General features: G+C 56.0%; 17 protein-coding genes. 8 read left to right on the top strand and 9 right to left on the bottom strand.

The features are described from left to right. Positions 1 to 37 precede the first annotated feature (37 nt). The 4 genes from OEL83_01870 to OEL83_01855 all read left to right on the top strand — a co-directional run bounded on the left by OEL83_01870 (position 38) and on the right by OEL83_01855 (position 3,889). Positions 38 to 1,198: a citrate synthase gene (locus OEL83_01870; protein ID MDK9705772.1), complete on the top strand. Its 1,161-nt coding sequence runs from the start codon at positions 38 to 40 to the stop codon at positions 1,196 to 1,198. A gap of 148 nt (positions 1,199 to 1,346) precedes the next feature. Further along, the gene (locus OEL83_01865) at positions 1,347 to 2,825 is read left to right on the top strand and encodes a RimK family protein (GenBank protein ID MDK9705771.1); all 1,479 of its coding nucleotides are present in this window, start codon (positions 1,347 to 1,349) and stop codon (positions 2,823 to 2,825) included. Continuing rightward, positions 2,822 to 3,286: a GNAT family N-acetyltransferase gene (locus OEL83_01860; protein MDK9705770.1), complete on the top strand. Its 465-nt coding sequence runs from the start codon at positions 2,822 to 2,824 to the stop codon at positions 3,284 to 3,286. Before OEL83_01865 ends, OEL83_01860 begins: the two co-directional genes overlap by 4 nt. Before the next feature lie 6 nt (positions 3,287 to 3,292). After that, positions 3,293 to 3,889 carry an SET domain-containing protein gene (locus OEL83_01855; GenBank protein MDK9705769.1) on the top strand — a complete coding sequence of 199 codons (597 nt, stop codon included), beginning with the start codon at positions 3,293 to 3,295 and terminating at the stop codon, positions 3,887 to 3,889. Here the strand turns inward: OEL83_01855 and OEL83_01850 are convergent. Further along, a complete protein-coding gene (locus OEL83_01850) occupies positions 3,867 to 4,274 on the bottom strand; it encodes a YkgJ family cysteine cluster protein (GenBank protein MDK9705768.1) in 408 nt (135 codons plus the stop codon). The two genes, OEL83_01855 and OEL83_01850, sit on opposite strands and share 23 nt — an antisense overlap. A gap of 284 nt (positions 4,275 to 4,558) precedes the next feature. Between OEL83_01850 and OEL83_01845 the strand changes: the two genes are divergently transcribed. Then, complete coding sequence (locus OEL83_01845; GenBank protein ID MDK9705767.1) at positions 4,559 to 5,305, top strand: tRNA threonylcarbamoyladenosine dehydratase; 747 nt, start codon at positions 4,559 to 4,561, stop codon at positions 5,303 to 5,305. Positions 5,306 to 5,362: 57 nt separating this feature from the next. Here the strand turns inward: OEL83_01845 and OEL83_01840 are convergent, their stop codons facing one another. The 4 genes from OEL83_01840 to OEL83_01825 form a co-directional block, all read right to left on the bottom strand. Beyond that, the gene (locus OEL83_01840; GenBank protein MDK9705766.1) at positions 5,363 to 5,944 is read right to left on the bottom strand and encodes a DUF3106 domain-containing protein; all 582 of its coding nucleotides are present in this window, start codon (positions 5,942 to 5,944) and stop codon (positions 5,363 to 5,365) included. Positions 5,945 to 6,087: 143 nt separating this feature from the next. Beyond that, the gene (locus OEL83_01835; protein MDK9705765.1) at positions 6,088 to 6,534 is read right to left on the bottom strand and encodes a DUF3619 family protein; all 447 of its coding nucleotides are present in this window, start codon (positions 6,532 to 6,534) and stop codon (positions 6,088 to 6,090) included. Continuing rightward, a complete protein-coding gene (locus OEL83_01830; GenBank protein ID MDK9705764.1) occupies positions 6,531 to 7,049 on the bottom strand; it encodes an RNA polymerase sigma factor in 519 nt (172 codons plus the stop codon). The genes OEL83_01835 and OEL83_01830 overlap by 4 nt, the downstream gene beginning before the upstream one ends. A gap of 121 nt (positions 7,050 to 7,170) precedes the next feature. Then, positions 7,171 to 7,518, bottom strand: a complete 348-nt coding sequence (locus OEL83_01825) for a hypothetical protein (protein ID MDK9705763.1) — start codon at positions 7,516 to 7,518, stop codon at positions 7,171 to 7,173. 279 nt (positions 7,519 to 7,797) lie between these two features. Here OEL83_01825 and OEL83_01820 point away from each other — a divergent pair, with 279 nt between their 5' ends. Further along, entirely contained in the window at positions 7,798 to 9,192 is a 1,395-nt protein-coding gene (locus OEL83_01820; GenBank protein MDK9705762.1) for an MFS transporter, read from the top strand. A gap of 11 nt (positions 9,193 to 9,203) precedes the next feature. Here OEL83_01820 and truA read toward each other — a convergent pair whose 3' ends face one another. Further along, the gene (truA, locus tag OEL83_01815; protein MDK9705761.1) at positions 9,204 to 9,986 is read right to left on the bottom strand and encodes a tRNA pseudouridine(38-40) synthase TruA; all 783 of its coding nucleotides are present in this window, start codon (positions 9,984 to 9,986) and stop codon (positions 9,204 to 9,206) included. A 9-nt stretch (positions 9,987 to 9,995) separates the two neighbouring features. Continuing rightward, a complete protein-coding gene (ovoA, locus tag OEL83_01810; GenBank protein ID MDK9705760.1) occupies positions 9,996 to 12,104 on the bottom strand; it encodes a 5-histidylcysteine sulfoxide synthase in 2,109 nt (702 codons plus the stop codon). A 223-nt stretch (positions 12,105 to 12,327) separates the two neighbouring features. Between ovoA and thpR the strand changes: the two genes are divergently transcribed. Next, entirely contained in the window at positions 12,328 to 12,891 is a 564-nt protein-coding gene (gene thpR, locus OEL83_01805; protein MDK9705759.1) for an RNA 2',3'-cyclic phosphodiesterase, read from the top strand. Here thpR and OEL83_01800 read toward each other — a convergent pair. Further along, positions 12,886 to 14,913: an FAD-dependent oxidoreductase gene (locus OEL83_01800; GenBank protein ID MDK9705758.1), complete on the bottom strand. Its 2,028-nt coding sequence runs from the start codon at positions 14,911 to 14,913 to the stop codon at positions 12,886 to 12,888. The genes thpR and OEL83_01800 overlap by 6 nt on opposite strands. A gap of 174 nt (positions 14,914 to 15,087) precedes the next feature. Here OEL83_01800 and OEL83_01795 point away from each other — a divergent pair, with 174 nt between their 5' ends. Then, a complete protein-coding gene (locus tag OEL83_01795; GenBank protein ID MDK9705757.1) occupies positions 15,088 to 15,957 on the top strand; it encodes a radical SAM protein in 870 nt (289 codons plus the stop codon). 88 nt (positions 15,958 to 16,045) lie between these two features. Here the strand turns inward: OEL83_01795 and OEL83_01790 are convergent, their stop codons facing one another. Further along, positions 16,046 to 17,263: an OmpP1/FadL family transporter gene (locus tag OEL83_01790; GenBank protein ID MDK9705756.1), complete on the bottom strand. Its 1,218-nt coding sequence runs from the start codon at positions 17,261 to 17,263 to the stop codon at positions 16,046 to 16,048. Between the last annotated feature and the right edge of the window lie 44 nt (positions 17,264 to 17,307).

Below are 17,307 nucleotides of genomic sequence, written 5' to 3'. Positions count from 1 at the left end.
TCAATCAACATTTGCACACACTAACGGAGGAAGTACCATGTCAAGCACGGCGGAAAAGGAGGCCCCATCACAAAATGTCGGTCTCGGACTTGCCGACATCACCATCTGTGAGTCCGAGATCTGCTATATCGACGGCGATGCCGGCACCCTGATCTATCGCGGATACGATGCCATTGAACTCGCCAAGCATTCGACCTTTGAAGAGGTTGCCTACCTTCTTTGGTACGGGGCACTGCCGCGACCCACCGAATTCAAGGCATTTCTTGCCGGATTTACCGGCTCCATGGCCCTGCCCATCGAAACGGTGATGATCCTCAGGATGTTTCCCAAGGCCGCTACGCCGATGGAGGTCATCCGTACCGCCGTTTCCTCCCTAGGCCACTGGGACCCGGACAGCGGCAATACCGGCCTCGACGCCAGCCTGCGCAAGGCACAGCGCCTTGCCCTGCGCATCCCACTGCTTATCGCCGCCCACCAGCGGCTGCGCGAGGGCAAAGAGCCGCTGAAGCCCCTTCCCGGTCACGGCATAGCTTATAACTTTCTCTACGCCCTGTTCGGCAAAGAACCCGACCCGGTGGTTGAAAAGGCCTTCGACGCCGCCCTTATCCTCCACGCCGACCATGAACTCAATGCCTCGACTTTTTCCGCCCGGGTCACCGCCTCGACCATGGCCGATATCTATTCCTCGGTAACCTCGGCGATCGGCACCCTGAAAGGCCCGCTGCATGGCGGCGCCAATACCGAGGTCATGCTCATGCTCCAAGAGATCGGTGAACCCGGCAAGGCCCGGGCCTACATCGAGAACAAGCTGGCGGCGAAAGAGAAGATCCCCGGCTTTGGCCACCGGGTTTACCGTTGTGAAGATCCGCGCGTTGACCCATTGCGTGACTACGCCAGGATTTTATCAGAAAGGGCCGGTGACACCACATTCTTCGAAATCACTCAGGAAATCCAGAAGGTTGTGGTCGAAAAAACCAAGGTCTTCCCCAACGTTGACCTCTATACTGCGTCTCTGTACCACGCCATCGGTTTACCAACGGATCTCTTTACCCCGATTTTTGCCATAAGCCGGACCATCGGCTGGACCTCACACATACTTGAACAATGGAGCAACAACAAACTCATTCGCCCCCGCGCCGAGTATATCGGGCCGAAGTCGTATTGCTACATCCCAATCAAAGAACGGATCCACGGGTAAGCGTCTGCACCAGGAATACCAACTGCGCTTTGCCGGAACACCCATCTGCCGGCCGGTATCTTGACGAATCCGGTCGGCAGCTTAAGGTTTAAAGCTGAGTTGAACAGCTTGCCTGCTCAAACGTAACTTATGCCCTTGCGGTATAACCATGCATACCACCCTGATTATCCTCGATAAGGCCTCCGACTGGAAACCTTATTACGAAACCGAGAGCACCATTACCGCCGGAGAATACCTGCAAAATGAGCAATTGAGCCAGGAGCGGCTGCTGATTATCAATTTATGCAGTGATCTCAGCTACAACTCCGAAGGTTACTACTGCTCCTTGCTGGCGCAGGCCCGTAAACACAAGGTCATCCCCTCCGTCGATGCCATCAACAGCCTTGATTGCGACCGTACCATCAAGCTCCAGGGCCTGCTCAAGAAAACCTGCCATTCCTGGGTCTGCGGCAGCCCTACGCCCCATGGCGACGCCTCGGCCTGCACCCTCGATATCTTTTTTGGCGACTGCGAAGACCCATCACTGCGGCGTCTTGCCAAATTTATCTTCGACCAGTTCCCCTTTCCCATGCTGCGGGCGACCTTTTCCGACAGCAAGTTCACCCAGCTCGAACACTTTCGAACCATGGCCCTCAGCGAACTTGACGATGCCCAGCAGACCCTTTTCGCCAACGCCATCGACCGCTTCAATAAAAAGATCTGGCGATATCCGAAAAGCCGCAAGCCCTTCGGCTACGACCTGGCCATCCTCCACGACCCGAAGGAAAAGATCCCGCCCAGCAACCTGTCGGCGCTGCATCTCTTTGTCTCCGAGGCGAAAAAAATGAATATCAACGCCGAATTGATCACCGCCGACGATTCCTCACGGCTGATGGAGTTCGACGCCCTGTTCATCCGCCAGACAACGGCGGTCAACCACGTCACCTACCAGCTGGCCAAGAAGGCCCAGCAAGGTGATATGGTGGTTATCGACGACCCGACCTCGATCATCCGCTGCACCAACAAGGTCTACCTGAAGGAACTCCTCGACCGGGAGAAGGTCCCCTGTCCGCAGTCGCGCCTGGTTTTTAAGACCAACCCGGCAAGCTACCAGGAACTTAGTCAGGCCCTTGGTAAAACCATGGTGGTCAAGGTGCCGGATGGCTCGTTCTCCATCGGCGTCACCAGGGTCACCAACCAGCAGGAATATGAAAAGACCATTGCCGAACTTTTTTACCGCTCGTCGATTCTCCTGGTCCAGGAATTCCTGCCGACCGATTATGACTGGCGTATCGGCATTCTCGGTGGCGAATGCATCTATGGCTGTAAGTACTACATGGCCCGCGGCCACTGGCAGATCATCCAGCACCGGGCCAACGGCATCCCCAAGGAAGGCGGCTACCAGACCATCCCCCTCTATGATATCCCCACCAAGGTGCGCAAGCTGGCCGTCAGGGCCACCACATTGGTCGGCAAGGGCCTGTACGGAGTCGACATCAAGGTGATCGACGACCAGCCGATGGTCATTGAGATCAACGACAACCCTTCCATCGAGCACGGTGTCGAGGATAAGATCATGGGTAACGAGCTCTACCGGATCATCCTCCGGGAATTTGTCAACCGCCTCAATCACAAACAGCACAAATGACGGGGCAAGAGGTTGTCTTTAGCCCGGCCGTCGTTGCCGATGTCGACCAGCTGGCCGCCCTGGAGATTGCGCTTTTCCATACCGACCGCTGTTCGAAAAAGAGTCTGCGGCACCTGATACGCCACGCCCATGTCATCGTTGCCAGACGACTGCAAGCGCCAGAAATCATCGGCTATGCCGTATTGCTCTCCCGAAAAAACAGCAGAAAAATGCGGATTTACTCATTTGGCATGGTCGCCGCCGCAAGGAACCAGGGACTTGCCGGTAAATTACTGGCGGAGCTGGAAAAGAGAGCGCAAAAGGCCAGCTGCCATATGCTTACCCTGGAGGTTGGCGACGGCAATACCGCCGCCATCAATCTCTATACAAAACATGGCTTTGAACAGTATGGATTTCGCTATGGCTATTATGAAGACGGCGGCCACGCGATTCTCATGCGTAAACCTATCTCCTCGATATAACTAACCATGATCATTCCCTGCACCAAGGTAGCCTACATTAACGACACCAAGGGCAACGGCGTGGTGGCAACGGAGAGAATCCCCCTCGGCACTGTCACTTGGGTGTTTGACGACCTCGACCGGGAGATTCCCATGGCCAAGCTGAACGGCATGTCCGAGCCCTGCCGGGACGCCATCCTCACCTATTCCTATCGTAACAACAAGGGCAACCTGATCTTTTGCTGGGACAACGAGCGGTTTATCAACCACAGCTTCTGGCCGAACTGCTGCCTCACCCCCTACGGTTTTGAGCTGGCCATCCGTGATATCAAGGTAGGCGAGGAACTGACCAACGACTACGGCACCTTCAATATCATCGCCCCTTTTCCAGTGGATGCCGAGGGCGGGGAGCGGTCAGTCGTTTACCCCGACGACCTTCTCAGCTACAGTGACATATGGGACCAGCAGCTGCGAGCCGCCTTCAATCATTTTCTCCACGTTGAACAGCCCCTTCGCCCGCTTTTTGCCAAAGAAACCTGGCAGCTGGCCGAAGCGATCGCCCGGGACGACAAGGCCATTGCCTCGGTAAGGGAATGCTACTTCAACGAAGAGCGGAGGTCTTGATCCTGAACGCGCAGTAGCCGGCGCGCGGCCCTATACCCGGATGGTTGCGACAGGTGTCGGGGCGATTATGGTAAATGGTGCAACGCCTGGCCGCCTCATCAAGGAACAGACAATCGCCGTTGGCGCGTCTGGCAAGGGTGAAAGTGGCCGTCTTGGCGTGAAAATGCTCTACCAGACCCTTCTTCATCAGCCTTCTGGCAATGTATTTGGGGTCTTCCTCTAGAGAAAACTCGTCGATAAGGCCCATGCGAACCAGATCCGTGGCCTTCACCTCCACCGGCAGACCGCAGCAGGAGGCGGCGCAGTGGCTGCAGAGTTTTGAGGTATATCTCGCCCAGGTTGCGGTATTTTCGGGATCGGCATTCTGCCATGGCAGGTGAAACATGGTTGTGCGGTGTTGCTGAATGTGGGAAAAGATCTTGCGGAATAACCAATTGTTTGCAGGGGGAGGATTTCTACCACGGAGGCACCGGCCTTGGCAAGTCATTTTGGCTTGGACCTGCGATTTGGCCCTTGGCATGAAAAAGGCGGTGCAATCTTTAGGATTTCATGGATAATTACAGAAAATTGCAGCAGACAACCCTTGCGTCACCCGGAAATTTGCCAGATCTTCCGCTGCTTGCCGCAAGAGATAAGCCCTTGGTGCTCTAAACCTCACAGATTATGACTATGGATAGATTTACCCGAACCCGCCGGCTACTCGGCGAAGATCGTTTTACCCTGCTCCAGTCACGGATGGTGACGGTGGTCGGTATCGGCGCCGTCGGTGGCTATGTTATCGAGGGACTGGTACGGGCCGGAATCAGCAACCTGCGGGTGGTGGACTACGATACCATCCAGGCAAGTAACCTCAATCGTCAGCTCCTTGCCCTGGAAAGCAATCTGGGCAGGCCAAAGGCCGAGGTTGCCCGGGAAAGAATCCTGGCGATCAACTCGGAATGTCGAGTCGAAGCCCTGCAGCTCTTTGCCGGCGAAGAGACCCTGGAGCAAATCCTCGAACCACGGCCTGACCTGCTCATCGACGCCATCGACTCACTTAACCCAAAGACCCAGCTGCTGCATGGTGCCTATGTCCGCGGGATCCCGATCATCAGCTCCATGGGTGCCGCCCTGCGCACCGACCCGGCCTTGATCCGCAGCGGCGACCTCTTCGATACAGCCAATTGCCCCCTGGCCAGACATTTGCGTAAACGCCTGCGCCGGCGCGACGTCGGCCCTGGGATTTCCTGTGTCTACTCCACTGAAAAGATCGAGTTTGAGTATCAATTAGCAGAGGAAGATGAAGGCGGGATCGCCCCCAGCCCCTACGCCGACCGGGGCCGCAAGCGCAATGTCCTCGGTAGCCTGCCGACCATCACCGGCATCTTCGGCCTGACCATCGCCAATCAGGCGATCATGCGGCTGTCACAGCCGTGACAGTTGACCAAGGTCTTTCTCTTCTTTTTTGATATTTCAAAGCCTGCAAATCGGCCATTATTGCTGCCGCCGTTCCAGCATCCGTTGCCGCTGTTCCGGTGTGGCATTCTCCCATCTATCGAGAAACCTTTCCCGCCTATCAGGCGTCGCCCGGCGAAACCGCTCGCGCATTGCCGCTCTTTGCTCCGGATCAAGCGACCGCCAGCGCTGTCGCAGTTCCTGCCTTTTTTCCGGCGGCAGCTGGCGAAACCTCTCGCGAGCGCTGCGCAGGCGCTGCTTTTGTGTGGGAGAGAGCTTCTGGTATTGGTCGAAACGTTCGCGAATACCCTGCCGCTCCTCCGGCTTGAGATTCTGCCATTGCTTAAATCGTTTTTTGGCCGCGGCCTTCTCCTCCTGATTCATTCCCAGCCAACGTTCAGCGCCCTTGCGCAAACGCGCCTGTTTTTCCGGAGAAAAGGTCTGCCATTCTCCGGAAAAGGGCTGCAGCACACCTTGCTGTTCCTTGGGCAGGTCGGCAAAGGCTTGAGCTGCGGCAGCAGATGGGCGGAGCAACGCCATAGCAAGGACGAGCAGTACAAAAAACCTCGCCAAGACAGGAAGACTACTCGATTTCATCGCTGTCCCCCTTTGCTGATGCATCTTTCTCCTCCATAGGCCGCAAGGGCAGTTGTTTCGTTTGGGCAGACAAGCTGCTCAACGCAGCTATATCTTCCAGTTCAAAAGGATCCACCCAGCCCGACTCTGTATCTTCGAAGGCGCCTAAAAACTCCAGCAACTCGGCATCAGGCGCCTCGACCTTCTGGCCCTGGGACTGGCATCGTCCCTGTTCCGTCGTGAAAAGGACCAGGAACACTGCCAGGACCACCGGTAGCAGGCGCCTCGCCTTCCAGAGCGGAGATCCACTCGTAGAATTCAATATCTTCAAATAAATCAATAGGTTCCTCGGAGGTAATTATGCTTAAATCAGCAACCAGCCCAAGCTCCGACCGGCCTTGGCCGATGGTTTTCGGCATAATCAGAACTATCAGAAGAATGGCACCGGCAAGAGAAGCGGCCGAACCAAACCAAAAAAACGGCCGGTAGATAAAACTCTTTTGCGGTTTATGACCAGCCAAGGCTGCCTTCCTGGCGCGGGCCAATGAGGCCAAGGTTGCTCCATCGATATCTGCAAGTGACTCGTCGAGGAGCCTCTTTGCCGAATCAACAAAGGTTTTCTCTTCTATGGTCATGGCCAATAATCCCCCAACTGTCGCTGCAACACCTGCACCGCCCGAAAATAATGCGTTTTTACCGAGCCCTCGGTACAACCCATGACCTTCGCGGTATCCGCCACGCTGAGTTCCTCCCAGCCGCGCAGCAGAAATGCCTGACGCTGGCGGTCGGGAAGAAGGAAGATGGCCTCCTGCAGGGCGGCATAGGCCTGCCCCACCCCGGCGCGGTGTTCGGGATCAGGACTCTTTGTGTCGGCAATCTTCTCCAATTCGTCACCCTCATCCTCAGCCCTGCCAATTCCAAATCGTCTCAGGCAGCGCCGCACCGTCTTCCGCCGGCCATAATCGCGGATGCCATTGTGGAGGACCTTGTAAAACAGCGGTTTCCAATCCTCCCGCGGCTTGTCCTGGTATTTGTCGACAAATTTATACATGGCGTCCTGCACCAGATCGAGGGCATCTTCCCGTTCCCCGCTGGCAAAGAGCGCCATGCGGTATGCCGACCGTTCAATCGATTGCAGAAAGAGATCCATATCTGGCCGGGCCTATGACGTTTTTTGAGGTGGCTCTGGGCAATGTCCTGACCTTGTTTTATAACGGCAAGGGACGGTACACCGATGTCCCTGCCCCACCAGCCCCAGCATCGTCAACCAATCAATCGTGGTGACGGTCGTAGCGGCGGTCGATCCTTTGCCCCCGATGATCCAGCCGGTTGTCTATCCGGTCGCCTCTCGCATCGAGCCGGTTGTCAATCCGGTCACCCATGCGTTCAAGACGGAGGGCTCGATTCTCATGGCCGTTGGCCTCGGCACGTGCCGATCGTCCGTCCAGCCGGTAATCGATCCTATCACCCCTGGCGTCCAGCCGGTTATTGATCCGGTCTCCCCGAAGATCCAGGCGATCTTCTATGGCGTCGCCACGATCTTCGGCCCTCACAATGGCACCAGGAACAAGCAGAAAACAAGCAACCCCTGCGGCAGCAATAAATGTCTTACATTTCATAGCAATAATCTCCTTTATAGTGAATAGTCAACCTGCCTCTACAGAAGACAACGCACGACGAGGAGATTGGTTGACATGAAGGCTGAAAATTTGGTATCGCACCCTGGCGGACGTGCAGGAACCACATTGACCAGAGATGTCACCGTTGCCATAGTTCTGTTGGCGACGGCCTGACGCGCAGACCCTGGCCGTTGCTATAAAACCGCTCTGAATACCCTTTTTTGCTATTAGCTGTTCTACTCAGCCTTCTTCAACGATAAACCGACGGGATAATAGATCATGCAAAATGCCGACACAAAGAATACCGCAAGCCTCGAACGCTCGGCCTTGATTGTCGCGACCCTGACCTCCTTTATCGGACCCTATATGATTTCCTCGGTAAATGTCGCCCTGCCGGCCATCCAGAGCGAGCTCCACATGGATGCCGTCCAGCTCAGCTGGATCGCCACAGCCTACCTGCTGGCGGTGGCCGTGGGTCTTGTTCCCGCCGGGAAAATAGCCGATATCCATGGGCGTAAAAAGGTATTTGCAACTGGCCTGGGGGTGTATACCATCGGTTCGGGGGCAGCGGCCTTTGTCAATTCCGTCACCCTGCTCATAGCAACCAGGGTCCTGCAGGGTCTTGGCGCGGCGATGTTCGTCACTACCGGCATGGCCATTCTCACCTCGATCTTCCCGCCAAGCCGGCGTGGACAGGTCATCGGCATCTATGTTGCCGCCGTGTATATCGGCCTCTCGGTAGGACCCTTCGTCGGCGGTCTTTTGACCCAACATTTCGGTTGGCGGAGCATCTTCCTGGTCATGCTGCCCCTCGGCCTCTTTTCCTTTGTCCTGACCCTGGTTTGTCTGCGCGGCGAATGGCGTGGCGAACCCGGGCAACGGCTTGATATTGGCGGTTGTCTGCTGTATGCCTCAGCCATTTTTGCCCTGGTCTACGGTGCCACCCGGTTGCCGGAACTGATCGGCATTATCCTGCTGGCAAGCGGATCTCTGCTGTTTTTCCTCTTTGTCCGCCACCAATTGGCAGCCCGCTTTCCGGTCTTTGACATGCAGCTATTCGCCGCCAACAAGGCCTTCGCGTTTTCGAGCCTGGCGGCCCTTCTCAACTACTCGGCGACCTTTGCCGTTACCTTCCTGCTCAGCCTGTACCTTCAATATATCAAAGGCATGTCGCCCCAGGCGGCGGGTACCGTGCTGATAGCCATGCCGATCATGATGGCCATGCTTTCACCGATAGCCGGCAGGCTGTCGGACCGTATCGACCCCCGCAGGCTGGCAACTGCCGGGATGACGATCACCGTCATCTGTGTTTCGTTGTTCGCAACGCTGACAGCGGAGACCGGAGTACACCTGATCGTCATTAACCTGATCCTCCTTGGCACCGGCTTTGCCCTGTTCAGCTCACCAAATATGAGCGCCATCATGGGCTCCGTCGAAAAGCGCCACTACGGCCTGGCCTCCGGGGCAGTGGCCACGATGCGTCTGCTCGGCCAGATGGCCAGCATGGCGGTAGCCACGGTCGTCCTTGCCTTGATTGTCGGCCGCCGGGCGATAACCCCTGACAATTACGATTTATTCCTCAGCAGCATGCACATGGTCTTTTTCATCTCGGCCACGCTCTGCCTTATTGGCGTGTATTTTTCCTGGTTCCGTGGGGCACTGCCCAGAGAGTAAGTAAAAAACAATCACTCGGCTAGAAACCGCTCCAGCTCGCCCTCGTCATAAAAGGCCTTCTCAAAAAACAGTCCGGCCGCCGGAGCGGTGTTATTGAAGGGGATGGCGGAAGAGGTGTGCAGCAAGGTGGCTACCTCCGACTCGGGCAAACGGCCGCAGCCGACTTCAACCATGACTCCGGCCATTCGCCGCACCATATGCCAAAGAAAGTGTGAGCCGACGACGCGCACCCGAATCAGTTCACCGTCGGTCAAAAGCCGCACCTGGTACACCAGGACCTTGGTCGATTTCTTCAGTTCTTGTTTGTCGGCAAAGGCAGCAAAATCGTGCAGGCCGGCAAAAACCTTCCCGGCCCGCTGCATGGCGGCAAGATCCATCTTGTCATGAATCCACCAGCTATAGCGCTTGCCAAAGGCCGATTTGCGGTTGCGGAGCTGGTAGATATAGCTCCTGGCAATACAGCTATGCCGGGCATGAAACCGCGGGTCGGCCAGTTCAACTGCCACGAGCGCGATGTCCTTCGGCAGGGTGTCACCAAGCAACCCGGCCACCGCCGATGGTGGCATGATGCTTGCCACCTCCAGATGGGCGACATACTCCAGGGCGTGAACTCCGGTGTCGGTGCGGCCGCAGCCCTGGATGTCCATAGGTACATCGCCAAAGACCCGGGCAGCGGCCTTGTACAGATCACCCTGAACGGTGCGGGCATCGTTCTGTTTTTGCCAGCCGCTGAAATTAGTGCCATCGTATTCGAGAAGCAGGCAATAGCGGCGAAACACTGTCTTTTTCGTCATCAGATCTGATCACCCTTTTCTCTGCCAGATCGTCACCTGGCTTATGGAATGCTGAAACTTACGTTGCGTCTCGCGGATGACAAAGGGCACATCGCGCGGTTCGCCAATCATGGAAAAATGCGTCCGCAACAGGTCATGCAAACCCTCCAGGGTAAAATACGGCTCGCCGTCCTTGCGAAAGCCGCCCAGCCATTTATCGCGATCGGTGAACTCCGCAAGCCAGGTGTAGGGTGAGGCCAGGACCAAAATCCCCCCGGCATTGAGCCGCTCGTGCACGGAACTCAGGAATTTCCGTGGATCAGCCAGGCGATCAAGAAGATTTGCGGCCAGGATGAGGTCATAATTGGCAAATTGCGGTTTGAGGTTGAGGGCATCGGCCTGAAAGAATTCCACCCGGCTCGTTGTATCCGCAAGGCCTAAATCCACCAGGCGCTTCTCATGGTAGGAAACGATATCCCCCTCCTCCGGCAGTTGGTAGCGAATCACCCCTTTTTCCTGCATCTGATAGGCGATGCGAATGAACCGTGCCGAAAAATCAAGGCCGTTGACAAAGCCGAACTCCCTAGCCAGCTCAAAACTGGCGCGGCCTACCGAACAGCCGAGATCAAGGGCCCGATCCTTCTTTTTATCCTCCATGACTTCCAGGCAGATCTTGGCGCACGCCGCCGGGAAATTGGCCACATCAAAGAAGGTCCTGCCATAATGGGCTTCGCAATACTGGGAAACGGCGGTGTCGCTTTCGTACATTGCCTCAACCACCTCAAGGGCTTGATCGGCCTCGACATAGCGAAAGCCGGCATGCTGAAAGAAGTGGCGGCGGAAGGCGTAGCGGCAATCGCGAGTCGCCTCGTTACCGGTTGAAATCCACGACCCGCCCTTGATCAGGTTGTGCTGGGTATCAAAGGTCGGGGTGGAAAAATCGTCGTACCAGGGGTGGACTGCAAAACCCTCAAAGCCGGTTATCGGCGTCTCCGTCCATTGCCAGACATTGCCGATAATATCGAAGAATTGCCCGAAGGCAAAGCGGTCGACTGGACAGGAAGAGGCCCAGTGTTCCAGATTAATATTGCCGGGCGCCGTCTGCCAGTAGGGCTGATCAGGGATGTTGTGCAGGTCGCGCAGCCGGTACCACTGATCCTCGCTCGGCAAACGAATCTTTGCCGCCTTTTTTTCGGCCAGCCAGTTGCAGAAGGCCTTTGCCTCCAGGTAATTGACCTCAACAGGCCAATTCCAGGGCATGTCAATGATCCGGGCGAGGGTGCGCAGCCGATACCCTCCCGCCTCGCCCTGCCAGAACAGCGGCTGACGGGCCTTGGTGAACTGCCGCCAGCGCCAGCCCTCATCGGTCCAATACTGCTCCTTGTCGTAGCCACCGGCCTCAACAAACTGCAGATATTCTCCGTTCGATACCAGATACTTGCTTGCGGCAAAATCGAGGACCTCCGCTTCACGCCGGCCAAATTCATTATCCCAGCCATAGAGAGGATGATCCTTGTTCTTGCCGAGCACCACCTTGCCGCCGGGAACAGCGACCAGGCTGTTTGCCGGGGCGACCCCGGCATGGGGACACAGCTCCCAGCCGGCAAGAGGCCGGACCTCGTCAATCGGCATGCGGCGGATTATTACCGAGGAGGTCTCTAGATGAATCCGCTGGTGTTCGATACCCATCATAATCGCCCAAAATGTCGAGTCCCAGGTTATCGGCATAGTCAGCGGCAGCTCACCGATACGCTCGGTAACCAGTTGACGGACTGCGTGGCGATATTCTCGTACCTCATCAACCCTTGGCCAATTGTAGTTTTTGGCGCTTAGATCGTCCCAGCTCATCTCGTCGACGCCGATGGCAAACATCGATTCATAGGCCGGATTGATCCGCCGGTCGATGAGTCTGGCGATATTCAGTTTATTGATATAAAAGGAGGCGGTGTGACCGAAATAGAAAATCAGCGGATGGCGTAGCGGCTCGGCACGCCGGTAGAAGGCCGCATCGCTTGCCAGATGGTCGTACAGCTGCTCGTCGAGGTCGAAGGTTTTCTGAAAATAGTCCAGTATCTCTCTTCGTTTTTCCTCTGGATTTCCGGTATTCAGGATGGTGGTACGGGTATTCTTCAGATCCATGGCCTGCTCCTCATTGGCAGATAGTAGAGTGATTTTTAGTACCCGGGAAATTGCTACCCGCTTAAAACTCTAGGTAATCAAGGAGATTGTGTCAACGACGAGGCGCCCTTGGCGACAGCGACATTGATGGTTTGCTGTTGTCCGGCAAGGCTTTTTTGCGTACACTGGCGGCAGTGCACTTTCACTCCCCAGACCTCAACCACCACCCAGAATTGCAGCAGTCATGATACGCCTTTTTATTGCCGTTTCCATCCCCCCATCAATAAAGGACGAGATTGCCGGTCTTGGCAGAGCAATTCCAGGCGCCCGGCCGGTGCCGGTCGAGCAGATGCACCTCACCCTGAAATTCATCGGCGAGGTGGAAGGCAGCAGGCTTCTGGATATTCAGGGGGCACTGACCGAGATCTCTTTGCCGGAATTTGTCCTGAGTTTGCGCGGTGTCGGCACCTTCCCGCCACGCGGCACCCCACGCGTTCTTTGGGCCGGAGTACAGCCAACCGATAAACTCACCATTCTCCGTCAGGCCATTGACAAGAAACTTGCGGCAATTGCTATCCCGCGGGAAAAACAAAAATATTCGCCGCACCTGACCTTGGCGAGGTTAAACGCTCCGCCAATCCATCGCCTCCAGCAGGTTCTTGCCGGCAACGCCTTTCTGCAAACGCCGGAGTTTACGGTATCTGCCTTTGCTCTTTATAAAAGCCAACTCACGCAACGCGGCGCGATACACACACTGATCACGAGCTACCCTTTACAACCGGCATCCGGCGACGACCTCTCCCTATAGCCGGTCAGCCACCTCCGTCCCCTCGGCTATCGCCCTCTTGGCGTCAAGCTCGCCCGCCTTCAGAGCGCCACCAATGAGATGATAGCGCACTCCCAGGGCGTCAAGCTCTTTTGCCAGACCAAGCTCCGGGAGTTGCCCGGCGCAGACTACTATATCATCGACTTTCAGGAGCTGCTCCTTTCCTTCATGACGGATACGAAGCCCATCGGCGGTCACTGCCAGATATTCCACCCCGACCAGCATCTTCACCCCATTTTTTTTGAGGATCGACCGATGGATCCAGCCGGTGGTCTTGCCAAGTCCGGCACCAGGCTTCGAGGTCTTGCGCTGCAACAAGTAGATCTGGCGCCGAGGCGTTTCCTTATGCACCTCGCCCAGGCCGCCTTCACCACTGTAGCTCATATCAACACCCCATTGCCCCATGAACTCTGCAACCGTTTCCGTGCCGTTTTTTTGATGAAGGAGAAAGGTCGCCATGTCAAATCCGATACCTCCGGCGCCGATAATCGCTACCCTGGTGCCGACATTTTTTTTGCCGGTGAGCACTTCAGGGTAAAGAGTGACCTTGCTGCTCTCACTGCCCTCGATGTTAATAGCCCGTGGCCCCACCCCAGTGCTCATGACGATCGCGTCGAAAGGCTGCAAATCGGCTGGACTTGGTTTGGTCTGCAGCCGAAGAGTAATGCCCTGCAGGACAATCTGCTGCTGGTAATATCTGAGGGTCTCGGCAAACTCGTCTTTCCCTGGGATCTGCCGGGCCAGACGGAACTGGCCGCCAATCTCACCTCCTGCCTCAAAAAGCGTCACGGCATGGCCCCTGGCGGCAGCGGTAATCGCGCAGGCAAGCCCTGCCGGACCAGCACCAACCACCGCCACCATCTTCGGCGATTTGGCCTTAACAAAGGGGGCAATCGTTTCTCGGCAGGCCCGTGGGTTGACCAGGCAACTGGCAGACTTTCTCGAAAAGATATGGTCAAGGCAGGCCTGGTTGCAACCGATACAGGTGTTGATCTCCTGCTCCCTGCCGGTTGCCGCCTTTTGCACCCAGTCGGGATCAGCGAGGAAGGGCCTGGCCATGCTGACCATGTCGGCACAACCACTCGCCAGCACCGCCTCCGCCACCTCCGGCATATTGATACGATTGGTGGCCACCAGGGGGATTGCCACCTCGCCCATCAATCTCTTGGTCACCCAGGCGAATCCACCCCGCGGTACCACCGTGGCGATGGTCGGCACCCGGGCCTCATGCCAGCCGATGCCGGTGTTGATGATCGTCGCACCGGCCTGCTCGATCTCTTTGGCGAGGATGACCACCTCATCCCAGGTACTGCCACCCTTTACCAGGTCAAGCATCGAGAGCCGGTAAATGATGATGAACTGGCTCCCAACCGCCCGGCGAACACCTCGGACGATTTCCAGGGGGAAACGGATGCGGTTGGTAAAAGAGCCGCCCCAGTCATCTTCACGCAGATTGGTTTTGCGGGCAATGAATTCGTTGATCAGATACCCTTCAGAGCCCATGATTTCCACCCCATCATATCCCGCCTCCTGGGCAAGCATGGCGGTTTTCACAAAGTCGCCGATCGTCGACCTGATACCCCGGTCACTCAAGGTCCTCGGCTTAAACCTGTTGATCGGTGCCTTGATCGGCGACGGCGCCACACATAAGGGATGGTACCCATAACGCCCGGCATGGAGGATCTGCAGGCAGATCCTGCCGTCTTGTCGGTGAACCGCCTCGGTTATCAGGCGATGTTCCGCCACTTGCGAGGATTTTGCCAGACGGAGGGAGAAGGGAGCAACCCACCCGGCCCGGTTCGGCGCCACGCCGCCGGTGACGATCAAGCCGACCCCGCCCCGAGCGCGGGCTGCGTAATACGCTGCCATGCGCTCAAAGCCGTTTTTTTCCTCCTCAAGACCGGTATGCATCGAGCCCATGAGAACTCGATTCTTCAGGGTTACAAAGCCGAGATTGAGGGCTTGCAGAAGATGCGGGTAGCGCTCGTGCGGAGTATGAATCATTTTTCTTTCCTCTCATGATGGTAATCCGGCAGGTGCAGGTTTTCCATATTGCACCCCAGCCCTTGAGTTCGTATAAAACAAAGTTGAGTAGAGCAGCTCGTCTGCTCAAACGAATCGTATGCCCTTGCGGTACAAGATCCTTTCCCCGTCAACTATTTTTGCCAAACAAAAACCATGCACTATCAAGGTAACATCTTCCGGCCGCCGAGTGAAGCCTACTCGATTTTACTGCAGATAACCACCGGCTGTTCGCACAACAAATGCACCTTTTGCGGTATGTACAAGGGGACCCGGTTTTCTATCAAGGATGAGCAGACTATCGCTGCCGATATTGACTTTGCCGCCCAGCATTGCCGCAACCAGGATCGGCTGTTTCTCTGCGACGGCGACGCCCTGATCCTGCCGCAGGAGCGCTTGCTTAACATCCTTGCCGCTATCCGCACAAAACTCCCCTGGGTGACGCGAATCGGTACCTACGCCAACACCAAGAGTATCCGCATGAAAAGCCCGGAGCAGCTGCGTGAACTGCGGGAAGCCGGCCTGGGTATCGCCTACATGGGCCTTGAATCGGGTGATGATGTCACCTTGCAGGCTATCAGCAAGGGCGCGGATGCTGCCCGGATGATCGAAATGGGCAAGAAACTGCGCGCCGCCGGGATTAAATTATCGATCACTGTCCTCCTCGGCATCGGTGGCAGGGAGCGCTCCCTCATTCATGCCCGAGAAACCGGCCGGGTCCTCACCGCCATAGATCCGGAATATGTCGGGGCGCTGAGTCTCATGCTGACGCCTAATACCCCGCTTTTTGCCGCAACCGAGCGGGGTGAATTCACACTCCTTGACTCCAAAGAGATGCTCGAAGAACTGGCGGTGATGATTGCCGCAACCGAGCTGACCGGCGGCTATTTCCATGCCAATCACGCCTCGAACTACCTGCCGATCAAGGCCAAACTGCCGCAGGACAAGGAGGCCACCCTACAGCTCATCGATCTGGCCCTTCGGGGCAAGGTCAGCCTCAAACCGGAATATCTGCGCGGCCTGTAAGCGCTTGCACCCTGAAACAACAAACCCCCTTACTGCCTATCGGCAATAAGGGGGGGGTACTATTCTTACTTCTAAAAAACTACAAAAACTAGAACCGGTAATTCAAGCCACAAGACACCAAGATTGCCGAGGCATCGGTGAACTCACCGTACACTGTGCCGGTCGGGGTAACTTCAACCTTACGGGTTTCTTTATAATCATACAGGAAGGCAACACCGATATCCATTTTCTCGTTGAGCTTGTATTGAGCGCCAATTGAATACAGCCATGCATCTGAATCAGGTAATTCGAAGCCGATGGTTCTGTCGGGAGCCGGGCTCTCGTCATAGCCAAAACCAACCATAAGATCCAGGGTTTTCGTTACACCATAGGTCACGCCAAGGCGATAGGCATTGGAATCATCCCAGCTTTTATCAACTGGTGGATCATAAGGGTTACCGGGGATGACAGGCGAGAACTCGAAGTCGAGGTTCTCATACTCTGACCAGAAGGTCCTATCCAAGGTCAACTCGACATTGAGGTTTGGCAAGATGTCGTAGGCAACGGAGAGGGCCAATACCGCCGGAGCCGGCAGAGAGACATCGGCATCCAACTCGACCCGGGTGCCCATCAAATTCAGCCGGGCCTTGTCTTCAAAGTCCATATCGATTTTTGAACGGTATGTCGCGGAAACATTGAGTTTCTCAATCGGTTTTACCGAAACTGCGGCATTCCATCCCCATTCCACGGTATCTCCTTCCATCTCCCTGGAGAGTGGACGGCCAATGCCGTTGGCATCACTCTTAACTGTGGCGTCGGCATAGAGCATTCTGGCACCGGCAGCAACGGAAACCATCTTTCCAAAAGTATACGAAGCAGTGGGATTAACCTCGACCGTCACCAATGAAAATTCTTCTGCAAAGGCTTTTGCGTAGGGGTCTTTCCAACGCTTAGCCAAGCCGTAAGGTGCAGTAACAGCCAGACCAATTCGCGCCCCACCGAGTGACGGAGAGACCATGAAGGCAGTCGGGAGGAGGAAGTGCTCATCTTCTGATTCGCTATCATACATAGCGGTACGAGAATCATCATAACTGACTGGGGAAAGATAGATGTATGTGGCATCCATCTGTACTTGCAAAGCATCAGCCATCCAACCCATATTGGCAGGATTGTAGTAGGCTGCATCAGCTCTGGTAGACGAGGCTACGTTGGCACCTACTTTAGCTGTTGAATCAACTGACTGTTCGGGTATTCGATACCCTGAAGCCATGGCCGAGCCCGCAGCCAGAATGGACGTAAATGCCAGTACGGAAATCGCTTTTTTCATACCTTTCTCCCCTTCTGTATTTAAATTGTTACTGCCTCCGACAA

The organism is Desulforhopalus sp. (assembly GCA_030247675.1).
In the GTDB taxonomy this organism is placed as follows: Bacteria; Desulfobacterota; Desulfobulbia; order Desulfobulbales; family Desulfocapsaceae; genus Desulforhopalus_A.
Note: the sequence above shows the minus strand (reverse complement) of the source record. Positions and strands in the feature narration are given on the sequence as shown.

Coding starts and splice junctions, on each gene's coding strand:
- ovoA (MDK9705760.1), bottom strand. CDS start 12,104: ATGGATCTGAAGAATACCCGTACCACCATCCTGAATACCGGAAATCCA.
- OEL83_01835 (MDK9705765.1), bottom strand. CDS start 6,534: ATGACCATAGAAGAGAAAACCTTTGTTGATTCGGCAAAGAGGCTCCTC.
- truA (MDK9705761.1), bottom strand. CDS start 9,986: ATGACGAAAAAGACAGTGTTTCGCCGCTATTGCCTGCTTCTCGAATAC.
- OEL83_01840 (MDK9705766.1), bottom strand. CDS start 5,944: ATGCATCAGCAAAGGGGGACAGCGATGAAATCGAGTAGTCTTCCTGTC.
- OEL83_01830 (MDK9705764.1), bottom strand. CDS start 7,049: ATGGATCTCTTTCTGCAATCGATTGAACGGTCGGCATACCGCATGGCG.
- OEL83_01870 (MDK9705772.1), top strand. CDS start 38: ATGTCAAGCACGGCGGAAAAGGAGGCCCCATCACAAAATGTCGGTCTC.
- OEL83_01845 (MDK9705767.1), top strand. CDS start 4,559: ATGGATAGATTTACCCGAACCCGCCGGCTACTCGGCGAAGATCGTTTT.
- OEL83_01855 (MDK9705769.1), top strand. CDS start 3,293: ATGATCATTCCCTGCACCAAGGTAGCCTACATTAACGACACCAAGGGC.
- OEL83_01790 (MDK9705756.1), bottom strand. CDS start 17,263: ATGAAAAAAGCGATTTCCGTACTGGCATTTACGTCCATTCTGGCTGCG.
- thpR (MDK9705759.1), top strand. CDS start 12,328: ATGATACGCCTTTTTATTGCCGTTTCCATCCCCCCATCAATAAAGGAC.
- OEL83_01800 (MDK9705758.1), bottom strand. CDS start 14,913: ATGATTCATACTCCGCACGAGCGCTACCCGCATCTTCTGCAAGCCCTC.
- OEL83_01860 (MDK9705770.1), top strand. CDS start 2,822: ATGACGGGGCAAGAGGTTGTCTTTAGCCCGGCCGTCGTTGCCGATGTC.
- OEL83_01850 (MDK9705768.1), bottom strand. CDS start 4,274: ATGTTTCACCTGCCATGGCAGAATGCCGATCCCGAAAATACCGCAACC.
- OEL83_01820 (MDK9705762.1), top strand. CDS start 7,798: ATGCAAAATGCCGACACAAAGAATACCGCAAGCCTCGAACGCTCGGCC.
- OEL83_01825 (MDK9705763.1), bottom strand. CDS start 7,518: ATGAAATGTAAGACATTTATTGCTGCCGCAGGGGTTGCTTGTTTTCTG.
- OEL83_01865 (MDK9705771.1), top strand. CDS start 1,347: ATGCATACCACCCTGATTATCCTCGATAAGGCCTCCGACTGGAAACCT.
- OEL83_01795 (MDK9705757.1), top strand. CDS start 15,088: ATGCACTATCAAGGTAACATCTTCCGGCCGCCGAGTGAAGCCTACTCG.